Annotated in this window: 10 protein-coding genes; 6 read left to right on the top strand and 4 right to left on the bottom strand. The window is 43.1% G+C overall.

The genetic code is table 11. The annotated features are described in order from the left end of the window. The first annotated feature begins 16 nt into the window (after positions 1-16). The 3 genes from K5Q73_RS16460 to rluB are packed head-to-tail and all read left to right on the top strand — an operon-like array spanning position 17 to position 2,267. Positions 17-805, top strand: a complete 789-nt coding sequence (locus tag K5Q73_RS16460) for a ScpA family protein (protein WP_220759541.1) — start codon at positions 17-19, stop codon at positions 803-805. Continuing rightward, positions 806-1,402: an SMC-Scp complex subunit ScpB gene (scpB, locus tag K5Q73_RS16455; protein ID WP_220759542.1), complete on the top strand. Its 597-nt coding sequence runs from the start codon at positions 806-808 to the stop codon at positions 1,400-1,402. Then, positions 1,395-2,267 carry a 23S rRNA pseudouridine(2605) synthase RluB gene (gene rluB / locus K5Q73_RS16450; RefSeq protein WP_220759543.1) on the top strand — a complete coding sequence of 291 codons (873 nt, stop codon included), beginning with the start codon at positions 1,395-1,397 and terminating at the stop codon, positions 2,265-2,267. The genes scpB and rluB overlap by 8 nt, the downstream gene beginning before the upstream one ends. 78 nt (positions 2,268-2,345) lie before the next feature. Here rluB and K5Q73_RS16445 read toward each other — a convergent pair whose 3' ends face one another. Continuing rightward, the gene (locus tag K5Q73_RS16445) at positions 2,346-3,083 is read right to left on the bottom strand and encodes a YciK family oxidoreductase (RefSeq protein WP_220759544.1); all 738 of its coding nucleotides are present in this window, start codon (positions 3,081-3,083) and stop codon (positions 2,346-2,348) included. Positions 3,084-3,345: 262 nt separating this feature from the next. On the opposite strand from K5Q73_RS16445, the gene K5Q73_RS16440 reads away from it, so the two are divergent. Together K5Q73_RS16440 and sohB are read left to right on the top strand one after the other, a co-directional pair. Then, the gene (locus K5Q73_RS16440) at positions 3,346-5,844 is read left to right on the top strand and encodes a VolA/Pla-1 family phospholipase (RefSeq protein WP_220759545.1); all 2,499 of its coding nucleotides are present in this window, start codon (positions 3,346-3,348) and stop codon (positions 5,842-5,844) included. Between the two features lie 148 nt (positions 5,845-5,992). Further along, entirely contained in the window at positions 5,993-7,021 is a 1,029-nt protein-coding gene (gene sohB, locus K5Q73_RS16435) for a protease SohB (protein ID WP_220759546.1), read from the top strand. 469 nt (positions 7,022-7,490) lie between these two features. Here sohB and K5Q73_RS16430 read toward each other — a convergent pair whose 3' ends face one another. The 3 genes from K5Q73_RS16430 to K5Q73_RS16420 form a co-directional block, all read right to left on the bottom strand. After that, the gene (locus K5Q73_RS16430) at positions 7,491-9,014 is read right to left on the bottom strand and encodes an ISNCY family transposase (RefSeq protein ID WP_220759547.1); all 1,524 of its coding nucleotides are present in this window, start codon (positions 9,012-9,014) and stop codon (positions 7,491-7,493) included. A 279-nt stretch (positions 9,015-9,293) separates the two neighbouring features. Then, a complete protein-coding gene (locus tag K5Q73_RS16425) occupies positions 9,294-9,839 on the bottom strand; it encodes a hypothetical protein (protein WP_220759548.1) in 546 nt (181 codons plus the stop codon). 112 nt (positions 9,840-9,951) lie between these two features. Continuing rightward, on the bottom strand, positions 9,952-10,425 hold the full coding sequence (locus K5Q73_RS16420; RefSeq protein WP_220759549.1) for a hypothetical protein: 474 nt from the start codon (positions 10,423-10,425) through the stop codon (positions 9,952-9,954). A gap of 1,074 nt (positions 10,426-11,499) precedes the next feature. Between K5Q73_RS16420 and K5Q73_RS16415 the strand changes: the two genes are divergently transcribed. Continuing rightward, complete coding sequence (locus K5Q73_RS16415) at positions 11,500-12,468, top strand: dihydrodipicolinate synthase family protein (protein WP_220759551.1); 969 nt, start codon at positions 11,500-11,502, stop codon at positions 12,466-12,468. The last annotated feature ends 139 nt before the right edge of the window (positions 12,469-12,607 follow it).

Below are 12,607 nucleotides of genomic sequence, written 5' to 3'. Positions count from 1 at the left end.
ATAGAGGGTGTTACGGATGGAGGGCGTTCAGCAAAAATTGCCTTTAGCCGTTGTTCGAGGCGAACCGTTTAAGGTGATGCCGAAAGACCTTTTTATTCCTCCAGAAGCGCTGGAGGTTTTTCTTGAGTCTTTTGAAGGACCATTAGATCTTCTTCTTTATTTAATCCGCAAACAGAAGCTTGATGTTGTTGATTTACCAATTTTTTCTGTGACGCAACAATACCTTGAATACGTTAACCTGCTTCAGGGGGCACGTGTTGAGCTTGCAGCTGATTACCTAGTAATGGCAGCTACCTTAGCTGAGATTAAGTCTCGCTTGTTACTGCCAAGACCCGAGATTGAGCATGAAGATGAGGAAGATCCTCGGGCGCAGCTAATCCGTCAGCTAAAAGCTTATGAGGTGATTAAAGAAGCGCAGGAAAAGTTAGATGAGCTGCCTAGGATGGAGCGAGACCTGTTTCAGGCCAAAGCCATTCCAGCCGACAACATTAAACCAGAGCTATTACCTCCAGAGGTATCGCTTACTGAGATTGCTAGAGCATTTTCGTCAGTATTAAAGCGCATTGAAGCAACCGAAAGTCATCATGTGGTACGAGAAGTCTTATCGACTCGTGAGCGTATGACGCAGATTTTGGCTAAACTCAACGCCGAAACTTACCTGCCATTTGAGGCCCTATTTGATTTTGAAGAGGGGCGAAGTGGTGTGGTAGTGAGTTTCTTAGCATTGATGGAGCTGGTTAAGGAATTGCTGGTTGAGCTTGTACAAGCTGAGCCGTTTTCAACTATACATGTTAGGGCGTACTGATTGTCTCAGATAAATCCAGATCAGCTTAAGCAGTTAATTGAGGCTAGCCTATTTGTGCTAGCCAAGCCGATGACGATAAAGGCATTAAAAGAGACGGTATTGTCTAACTTTAATGTGTCGCGGGTTAAAATTAAGGCATGTATTGAAGAGTTACAGCTCGATTATGACAATCGAGGTGTACAATTAGTTAAGGTTGCTGGAGGGTACCGATTTCAGACATTGGCTGAATTGAGTCCTTTTTTACAACCGCTATGGCAAGAGAAAGCACCGAAATATTCGCGTGCGACTTTAGAAACCTTGGCGGTGATTGCCTACCGTCAACCTGTCACCCGCGGTGACATAGAGTTTGTTCGTGGGGTTGCGATTAGCAGCCACATTATCAAAAGTTTAAACGATAGAAATTGGATTAAAGTCGTTGGCCATAAAGAGGTTCCGGGAAGACCGGCACTTTATGCAACCACTACCGAGTTTCTAGCTTATTTTGGCATTGACAGCATAGCGGATCTTCCGCCTCTGACAGATGCCAAATCATTGGATGCGTTGTTCCATGTTGAGAGCAGCGTGACCGAAAAAACAGAAGAGTCTACTAATGAGTGAAAAATTGCAGAAAGTCTTGGCCCGTGCAGGCCATGGCTCCCGTCGTGAGATGGAGGCATGGATTGCTGCAGGTCGAGTTAGTGTTGACGGCGAAATTGCAAGCCTAGGTGATCGCGTTGAATCTGACGCAAAGATCCGTATCGATGGCCGTACAGTTTCAATTCGTTCTGAAGAAGATGTGGTTTGCCGTGTTATTGCATACCACAAACCTGAAGGTGAAATTTGTAGTCGTAAAGACCCTGAAGGACGCCCAACGGTATTTGACCGTCTACCAAAAACCCGCGATTCACGCTGGGTTGCTGTAGGACGCTTGGATATCAACACATCAGGTCTATTGTTGTTTACCTCTGATGGTGAACTAGCAAACCGCCTAATGCACCCGTCAAATGAAGTGGAGCGTGAGTACGCTGTACGTACGTTTGGTGAAGTGACAGACGCTTGTATTCAACGTTTACGCATGGGCGTAACCTTAGAAGATGGCCCTGCAAACTTTGACAAAGTTAAAGCTGCTGGTGGCGAAGGCATGAATAAGTGGTGGCACGTCAGCTTAGCTGAAGGCCGTAACCGTGAAGTTCGTCGTCTATGGGAATCTCAGGAAGTTCAGGTAAGCCGTCTTATCCGTATTCGTTACGGTATGATTGAACTGCCTAAAGCTCTGCCACGTGGTGGTTGGATTGAGTTGCCAATTGAAGAAGTGAACTACTTACGTAAAACAGCGGGTATGGACGAAGAGACTCGTACATTGCTGGGCACTGATAAACACAGTGTTGCGCGTAATAAAGTACGTAGTGCAAAAATTAAGCGCGCTGTACATAAGCATAAAGTGGCTACAGGTAAGCCAAAGCCAACGCGTCAGCGTAGCTAATTAATCGGCTTGCCGTTTATCGATAAAAAAGGCCGCTATTTAGCGGCCTTTTTGTTTTCTGTTATGGGCAATAACGCCTTATTGAGCGTTTAACTGCTGGCCATTCACTTCTTTTGAGTCTTCACCCATTAAGTACAAATAGGTTGCCATGATCTCATCTGGTGCTTTTAGTGTTTGCGGATTCTCAGCAGGGTAGGCATTAGCGCGCATGCCTGTGCGTGTGGCGCCAGGGTTGATGCTGTTGACACGAACATTCGTTCCTTCATATTCGTGAGCAAGAGACTGCATCATGCCTTCTGTGGCAAATTTTGAAATCGCATACTCGCCCCAGTATGCGCGGCCTTGGCGGCCAACACTGCTAGAGGTAAACAGCAGTGATGCGCTCGGTGATTTACGCATTACAGGCAGCATAGCCTTAGTCAACATGATCTCAGCAATCACATTAACCTGCATGACTTCATTTACCGTCGTCATTGTCATATGCTCAAACGGACCCAATACACCCAATACGCTGGCGTTATGTAACAGACCGTCTAGCTGACCAAACTGTTCTTCTATGGTGTCGGCCATATCTTTATAGTTTTGTTCAGTAGCGCCTTTTAAATCGAGTGGAACAATTGCAGGAGTCGGGTAACCCGCTTGTTCAATTTGGTCATATACAGCTTCTAATTTCTTTACTGTCTTGCCGAGTAAAATAACTGTCGCACCATGTTTTGCAAAATTGATTGCCGCGGCCTTACCTATGCCGTCTCCTGCGCCAGTGACTAAAATGGTTTTGTCTTTTAATAGATCTTTTGCTGCTTGATATTCCAACATGAGTTAATACTTCCTCAGAGCTCAAACGCCCGTCACTTCTAGAGTCGCTGATATGATAAACAGCCGTTTAAAACAAACGATTAATTTTTACTCGCTCAATCGATGGTCGGTTGTAACAAAATTGTAGCTAAGTCAATAATTTTACGTTAACTTGAACTCAGTTAAGGACTAACAATAAGTCCTATTGGTTATACATTGTCGACTATTGTGACCAATTTCTAAATGAAAACAAAATTATTACAACAAGATTTGGGGAAAAAAGATGAAAAAACTCTTTTTGGGCGTAGCAATCACCTCTGCATTGGGTTTAACCGCTTGTAGTGAAGACAGTTATAATGAATTAGTGGATAAAACTGAGCCATTGGTTCCTCAGTCAGTTATCGTTTTTGATCCGGGGGCAGGTGAACTCCCACTACCGAATGATATTCTTTTTAGTGGTACAACTGACGGTACCATTAATATTCCTAAAAGTGATGATCCAGACGCGCCAAGTGAAGAAAATGGTGATTACACCGATCCAACTATCGCTCTTGGCGCGCTAGACGGTTGGTCGACAACCGCCCCAATCAGTATCGCAGTGGCACCTGCCATGGATAACGATGGCGCGATGCTGACATTAAGCAAAGCATCGGTTGAGCAACCAGGTGCGGTAAAGATGTTTGAAGCCACAGTTGGTGGCGGCTTATCATCGGATCCAGAGTGTAAAGCACTGCCAGATATTACAGCCTGTAAGGTTGGCGCAGAGCTGCAGTTCGGTGTTGATTTCGTGACGACAACCTCTGGTAACTCTATTGTCATTGTTCCATTAAAGCCACTTAAAGCCAACCAATCCTATATCTATGCCACCACTGATTTAATTCAAGATTCAGCGGGCCGCTCTATTGCTGGCTCTTCAACTTATGGCTTACTAAAGCTTGATATTGAAACTAAGCCACTGCAAACACCCGAGCAGTTAGCACTGCAAGCGGCTGTAAACAGTTATGAGAAAGGCATGGCTGGAGCTGGTGTTGATACTGACTCTGTTAGCTATTCAGGCCTGTTTACGACTCAGTCTGTTGCTGATGTGTATGAAGTCTCTAAACTGTTGATTGCTGGCCAACCTGGCTATATGCCAGAGTTCGTTCAAGCGCCAACGGACAGCGGCCATACATTGGCACAAGCCTTGATGATGCCACCAGAGCACCCCGCCTATGAAGGTGCCAGTAAGGTAAATGTCTGGACCGCTGCGATAAAGTTACCGATTTATGGCGATTGTTCATCAACCAACTGTTTAGATGCTGAAGGTAATGCAACGATTAACGGTATTTGGTCAGCGGCTTATGACAGTCCTGTTTCGGTATTAAAGGCGCTTGAAAGCGGCAGCTTGAGCCAAGAGAACTATTTTGCTCAAGCAATAGAAAATGGAATTGAAGACCCTGTAGCCGCGCTGAGCGATCCTTCACAACTTGCGGGTAAGCTTTGGATGTTAGATGATGGCACCGCGGTTGATAAGGCGAGACATTTAACCAAGTTTAACCCAATTCCACAGATTAAAAATTACGAAGTGGTACCTGTACAAATGACAGTGCCAAACTTCGCACCAGCGCCTGCTACTGGCTGGCCAGTAACTATTGCTATGCATGGTTTAGGCGGTGGTAAGGAGATGGCGTTCGCTTTTGCGGGCACTTATGGTGAGCTTGGCGTGGCGACAATCGCAATCGATATGCCACTTCACGGCGCACGCTCATTTGGTAAGGGCTTGCTGGTTCCTGGTGCTTATACCGTTTCGGCAACGGATCCAGCCTATGGTGCAGTGATTGGTGATGATGTTCTATTTTCAATGGGCGATCCGTTAGCTTTTATTAATATTGGTAGTACATTGACAGTACGTGATAACTTCCGTCAGGCTACATTCGATCATTTAGCCCTTCGCGCAGCGTTTACTGGCTATGCAGGCAAGCTAATGGCGTTACAAGCGCCTCAACTATTCGATGTTAATCAATTTAGTGCACAAGGTCTGAGTCTAGGCGCTATCGTTGGTACTAACTTTGCGACTTACGCTAGCACTGGTCTTACTCATCCATCTGGAGCTGATTTAAGCCACGTTTATAAACTTAATGCTACGTCACTCGTCGCCCCATCGGGTGGATTTGCTGGAACCTTTATCGGCTCTGCTACATTTGGTCCTATGCTGTTTGAAAACATCGTGACGACAGAAGCATTTATGGCGTTAGTCGATGAAGCGAACAAAGATTTAGGTTATCTACCTGATACGCCTGAATACGATGCGTTAGTTAAGTCAGTTTATGATGCGTTCTTACCTACATTTGCATTTGCCGTTCAAACGGCTGTTGATAGTGCCGATCCGATTAACCATGCAGCTATGCTTAAGGCTACTGGACTTCCACTTCACTTAATTGAAGTTGTCGGTGATGGAGCAAACAGTCTTCCTGATCAGACACTACCTAATAGTGTTGCAGGTTTCCCTACTTCAGGTACAGAACCTTTGATTGCAAACCTAGGGCTTGCATGTATTGATAGCACAACTGTTGGCTCAGGAGCTGTTCGTTTCTCTAAAGGCCACCACAGCTCGCTAGTCGACCCATCGCCAGTAGAGGGGGTAACAGACGGTTTTGAAGATATTGCAACGGTAGAGATGCAAACTCAGGCTGCGTTCTTCTCATACAGTGCAGGTCTTCCACAGGCCGATAGCCCGACTATCTTCTTAGGTCTAGTGACCGGCGAAGCTGCACAATATGTAGTGGCCCCCTGCGCACAATAAGACGGACTATCGTACGCACAACAAAACCTATAATTGTGTAAAAAAAGACCCAGCGAAAGCTGGGTTTTTTATTGCCATGTTTTATTGCTAAATAGGCTGCTAGAATAGCTGCAAATTGAAGAGTGAATTGGTCTAGCTGGAGAGTATTTTGGAATTCCTGTACGAATATGGTTTGTTTTTGGCCAAAGCGGTTACTATTGTTGCGGCGATAATTGCGGTAGTGATTGTTGTCCTAGCGTCTTCTATGAAGCAGAAAGCTGAAAAGGGCGAGCTTAAGTTAACCAACCTAAGCGAAAACCTAGCATTATTGAAGCATGACTTAAAAGAAGAGTTATTATCTAAAAAAGCATTCAAAGCCTATGAGAAGCAATTAAAGGCTGACGAGAAAGCCAAAGAGAAAGAGCAAAAGGATCAGGTTGAAGAAGCTGAGCCTAAAGTGTTTGTTGTTGACTTTAAGGGCAGTATCGACGCCGGTGAAGTGGCGTCACTGCGTGAAGAGATCAGCGCTATCTTAGCTATCGCAGAGAAAGGCGATGAAGTGATTGTTAATGTTGAGAGTGGTGGTGGCATGGTTCACGGCTATGGTTTAGCCTCTAGCCAGCTTGACCGTTTAAGACAAGCAGAGATCCCTTTGAGCATCTGTGTTGACAAAGTGGCTGCCAGTGGCGGTTATATGATGGCCTGTGTTGCTAACAAGGTTTATTCAGCTCCATTTGCTATCGTAGGTTCAATCGGTGTGGTAGCTCAAGTGCCTAACTTTAATCGTTTATTGAAAAAGCACGATATTGATTACGAACAGCACACTGCAGGCGACTTTAAACGTACTCTGACTATCTTTGGTGAAAACACTGATGAAGGACGTGAAAAGTTCCAAAAAGAGCTGGAAGAGACTCATGTGCTCTTTAAAGCGTTTATTGCCAAATACCGCCCTGATTTAGATCTTGAGAAAGTGGCAACAGGTGAGCATTGGTATGGTCAACAAGCGATTGAGCTTGGTTTAGTTGATGAAATCGCCACTAGTGATGATGTCATCATGAAACTTGCCAATGAGCGCACTGTGATTAAGGTACAGTATCAGCTTAAGAAGAAGCTATCAGACAAAATCGCTCATGGCGCTTCTTTGTCTTTCAATGCCATTTTTAATAAGTTTGCAGAGAAAAACCAGCCGCTTAAGTAATTGAGCCTTGGTTTTAGCATCAGAAAAAACCTGCACTGTGCAGGTTTTTTATGCTTAGAATTAAGTGGGTTAATTAGCTATGCCATTACACTAGAACCATAACTCGTTATTGGACAAAAGCTATTCACCACGGCGAATATGGCGAAGCCATGCGCTAATAAGCGAAAGCGAGGGATAGCGAACTGGCCGTTAAACACGGATGTTATTAGAAGACTGAGGATACGAAGAAAGGCTACAGTTCGCAGTCAGCTCATATGTCACTACTTCTGTGGGACGCTATAAAGCCATCCATGGCCGCTCTGCGGTTTCATCCTTGAAACCTAAGCCCACAGCCGTACCGACATCTGAATCATCATCCTTCCGAATTAGTTATCTCAGATGTTTGTCATTACTAGGGGAAATTGACGGGATAAATACCAGTCAAAATTGTCGTAGTAGTACAGTCTACCCCCACCACTAATAATTTGCATCACACATCGATATTCAATGCTTGCGACCTCTTGAGTCGGAGCGCCTTAGTATTAAGCTGTTCTCTCTTCCAAATGTTTTGAATAGTAGAGCTACTAACGCTGATGTCATGCTCTTGTTTGAGACTTTTCATTAGTTGCAAAGCATTGGAATGCGGATCTTCTAGTGTCAGTTCGATTATTTTGTTCTCTGTGCTTTCTGGGATACTATTTTTACTGCGCTTTAAGGGTTTATTGATCCGCTTTAAACCAATCGGCCCTTCAGCTTCTAATACCTGTTGGTAGGTATAAATACTTTGACGTGAACAACCGATAATCCTGGCTGCTTTAGCAATGCTACCCAATTGCTGAGCAAGCTCTACAGCCTCGATTTTTCGTTGAACCTCCATCCCATACTCATGAGTTTTTCGTGGTTCAACAAGCTCCGTGATATCTAGTCTACGGTGGCCGAAATATGCTGAGAAGGTTCCATCAAACTGACAGCGGATTTCTACTTTCTGATTTTCTATGGAATAGCGAATTGGGGAGTCGATAACATACATTTTGTTGTCGAAGCTAAAGGTATGGTCACGTCGTATTGTGCGATATTCTTTCTGCACGCAAATCGCATTTAAGTCTAACTCTGGAGGTAATGGTTTGAAGGCAGAGCTAATCGTTTTGGATTGAACCGTGATATTTTTATCCCAATAGTTAGGAATAAACGTCCCTTGTAAGTAACTATTCGCAGCGTCCATATCTGTAATGCCGTGTAGCCTGAGTTCGGGAACAAGACGGTCTTGAAAGGTATCGAAGGAACGTTCAATTCGTCCTTTTCCCTGTGGAGAGTTAGCAAAGATAATTTCAATACCGAGCTCTTCACAGGCACGCTGCATTTGCGAAAAATTACTGCGTTTAGGGCCGCCAAAAATACCCGCCCTGTCGACATATAAGGTTTTAAAGATCCCGCGCTTTTCGATATAAGCTTTCATAACTCTCATACAGCCCTCAGTTGTTTCAGAAGGGAAAAACTCGGCATGTATATCACTGGTAGCGTCATCTACCATAGCGATTAAACAGGACTTTTCTTCCCCAAACCAGCGATGAGGGCTACCATCCATTTGAAGCATTAGACCTGGTGATTCCATACGTGGTCGGTACTTTCTGACACGGCTTCTACGACGTTTAGCGCGTTTCACATGATGAATATCATGTGCCCACGAACGTAAGGTCTCACGCTTGATAGAAATGCCTTCATTCTTCTCCAGCAACTCAGCTAAGTGCTGTAAATTGAAATCGTAATACTTGGTTTGTATAAGATTTTGAACTTCTTCTTTGAGCGAGTTAGCAATTTTATGAACTGGAGAGCGGCCTTTATTACCATGAATAACAAATCGAATACCTTCTTTACGGTAGCGATTTAGATATCTTTCGACCGTCCTTCTAGACTTATTGAGCAGTGTAGTAGCACTAGTAATGCTGATCCTTCCATCGATAACCTTACAAATAATATCGACAGTGAATTGGGATTGGGAGTCCATGTAAAACATCCTTAGTGCCCTCTGAATTTTGAATTTATTTATTCAGAAGACACAAAAAAAGAGTTACGTCAATTTCCCTTGGTAGTTACAGCAATGACAAAGTTGCTTGGTAATTAAGATACGACAGAATTGCTTGGTGATCACAGATAGTTCCATCGTTCGCTAGCTCATTTTTGGACAGAATTTAGTTAGAGTCAAAGCTCTTAAAGTGATGACTCTTATTAGGGAAAGTATGGAAAGTGGATATACGGTAACGCTAGTAACAGCGGGCTAGCCTGATTACTCTTGTTAGTTTCCATTACGCCGTGCTCGAGCTTGTTTAAGGTTGAGAATATCAATTAAGTTGAACGAGCTAAGGGCGAACCTAGAACTACCAAATGACTCTGCCTCAACAATAATACTTCTACGATACTGCTCTTTTGTTTTCATCGATAAAGCAGAGTGGAACTGGTCTGCATTTGGAGAAATCAAAGTAAACACAAATGTGTGATTTTCCCCATGGCTAAATGCGGAGGTATCTGCCGTAAACATGAACTCCTTAATCTCACCTGGAGTTAGTAGTACTTTGACATCTGAAGGCAGGGAGTCTGATGAAACAATGTCTGTATCTCCTTTATTAAGATAAACCTTATCGATATAGATGTTCTGATTTCCAGAGCATGAAAGGATGAACTTGCATTCACACTGATCTCGATTATCTTTTTCGCTCCATTTAAATGAAAGCATCCTTGCATTAAAAACCATTGAGAACCAAACATTCGTGCGAATAAAAGTTATCAAAGATAAACTGAAGGCAAGTATAGATATGAGTAATGCCCAGATTTTGACATCCATGTTTTACCTCTTTTGGGAAACTAACGCCGCATTAAGCAGACTAAAATAGTGGGTTAAAATGTGTAGCAAAGCGAAACGTAACCCACCGTTTTAGTTCGATTTAAACACCTTGCTATATTTTTTGTACTACATAATTAGGAACATCTATTTTCTCGCCACCTTTTGTAAAATGAGCATCAAAAGCGTATGCCATTTTCTCTAAAGGTGCTTCGTGATATCCCGAAGTTTGAATTTCAGTTATATAGCGCTCCATAAATGGTATTGCACCTAAATGCCCCCATTGTGCAACATGGACAAGTTCGTGAAAATGTAAGCGCAAATCCGATGCCAGCTGAGGAAGAACATAATAAGTGTTTTTGTACGTAATTCCGTGCACTTCCATATCTATAAAGTCACCTAACCCCATTTGGCGTAACTCAGGAAAGTTAGGCTTGGGGATAGTATCGACAATCACAAAATATGATTGCTGAAGGAACTCTAAAGGATAAAAACCTTTGAATTCATCAAAGAATTTAGAGCACGAAATCCTTTGTTCTTGGTACTCAATGTTCGTCTGATCAATCCACTTTTCAATTTGATGCAACATACGGGACTCCAGAAAAATATAACATTTGTAAAGTACGCATGCGCGTATATTTGGGAAAACGCGCATGCACATTTAATAAACCTATTATTTAATTTTTGCTGCAGAAAAGCTATTGATTTATCAGTACTCTACAAAAGTATTGCTGGATAAACGCTCACAGAAATGAGCAAAGTTAGCATTGGTATTGATGTTGAATCAAAGCGATCAATGACTGCCATTTATCGATTAGTAAAAGTAGGCCAACTGACTCTTCACAGTTCTTTCCTGCTTATTGCCTGTAACTAATAAAGGGGCATTTCCGTGTTAGGTACCAACAATACAAATCTAAATAAGTACACCAATTATCGAGTGCAGATACGGCTGAAGCCGTCGAAAACAGGGATGTTTTCGTTGAGCCTACACGGAGGTACTAGCGGCGAGCTTCAGCAGTGTCTGCACATCCCCCGCTGGAGGCGATTGATAGCGATAAATCATCAAGACTGAACATACTTACCCAAAGCCACAGTTCAGAAAAAATGTAACCAGCCTTCATTCAAAGGCTTGATCACTTTGTGGTATTGCCAATTAAGTTAAAGCAGCAATTACCCAATACAACGTCTCGCAGCAGTGTCTGCACATCCCCCCGCTGCAGGCGATGGATAACTACGAAGCTACAAGTTCAAACACTCTACTTGGTAACACCAACCCTAAAATAAATGTAATCAGCCTTCATTCCAAGGCTAATTCACTTTGTTGTACTTAGTGAAAGTCTAGCGCTTCGTGGTAGAGTTAGCTTGTTGCTGAATATGTAAACAATTCAGTGTTTAAGAAATTAGGGCTTACCTGTGAGTAAAGCAACCTTTGTGCTACGAAAGAGAACATGATGACTTCTATATCTCTCAGCATGCCACGGACGGTCAAACTACACCTAAAGGTGCATTATCGAAGAGGGGATCTAATGAAGAAGCATATTCACAGGCTGTTTGTTACCAATAAGGCTTAGATTTGCCAAAGGGGTTTAACTTATGTGGTTTGTTTGGTATATTTTATACAATAAGCCCTGTATGATGTAATTTTTAATAAAAAGGTAATATGATGGAAACAAATAACACAGATTGGCGCTATACGGTTATGCCGGCCGTGTTTACATGGCTAAAAGAGTCAGAATCCGGTGCCGTTGAAATAGACCTTGAAGCAACCCAAAAATACGCTGCAGATATTTTGAAAGTTCAAGGCAAAGGCGGAAGCAGAATGGGTGGACTTGTCGGCTCAGGCACTCTGGGTGAGAATAGCTACCTAAGCTCTGCACAGCGTCTTGCTTTACTTAAAGCCCTTTCTGATGTTGCTAAACAATATAATGTTCCATTAATCAGTGGCGCTGCGGCAGAAACTAAAGAAGAGCTTGCCACGATAGTTACAGAACTTGCGACAGTTGGTGTGGATACCGTGATGGTGATGCCACCCAAAACGAAGGAAGTTCCTTCTGATGAAGAAATGTATGCCTACTATGAGCTTTCTGCAATAGCTGCAAAAGAAGCTGGCATTACCATTATGCCTTACAACAACCCAGATGCTGCCGGATATCATGCGCTTTCAACTGATATTCTTAGAAGACTTGCTGCTCTACCTGAAGTAACGGCTCTTAAAATATCAACGACAGATGTTTCAACTATTGAAACGCTGATGCTAGAGAACAAAGATTTAAAAATTCTGGCAGGTGTTGACACTGTAACTGTACATGCAGGACTTGCTGGCGCATGCGGTGGTATTACCGGTGTAGGTTGTATATTCCCAAAAGCTAGTGTTTCTATGCAAGAGTATGTCAATAATGGCGACTGGGCTGAGGCAAACAAAATTTCTCAGGCTATGAATTCTATCTCATATCTTGATGCTCAGCCGCTGCTTATGGAATACCTTAAGTTTGCTTATGGTATTCACCATAATGACGCTGATGGCGGTCTTCGTACCCTTGGTAAGAAGTTAACTCAAGAGCAAATTGAAGATGTCCGCGCAAGATATCTTCTAGCGAAAGAAAGACTTGAAGTTCTGGGTTTAGCTGAATAATCCTTTCAAATCTTTAAAAAGAAAAGCTCCGTTTTTACGGGGCTTTTTTGTTTGCCTTCGGAATTAAAAAGCATGCTTAATTTGGAGGGGTTTTCAAGATATTCCTTTTTTAACATCTCGTAGCCTTCATTCGAAGGTA

Source organism: Shewanella sp. MBTL60-112-B2, assembly GCF_019655055.1.
GTDB lineage: Bacteria > Pseudomonadota > Gammaproteobacteria > Enterobacterales > Shewanellaceae > Shewanella.
This window is presented reverse-complemented; position numbering and strand designations above follow the sequence as displayed.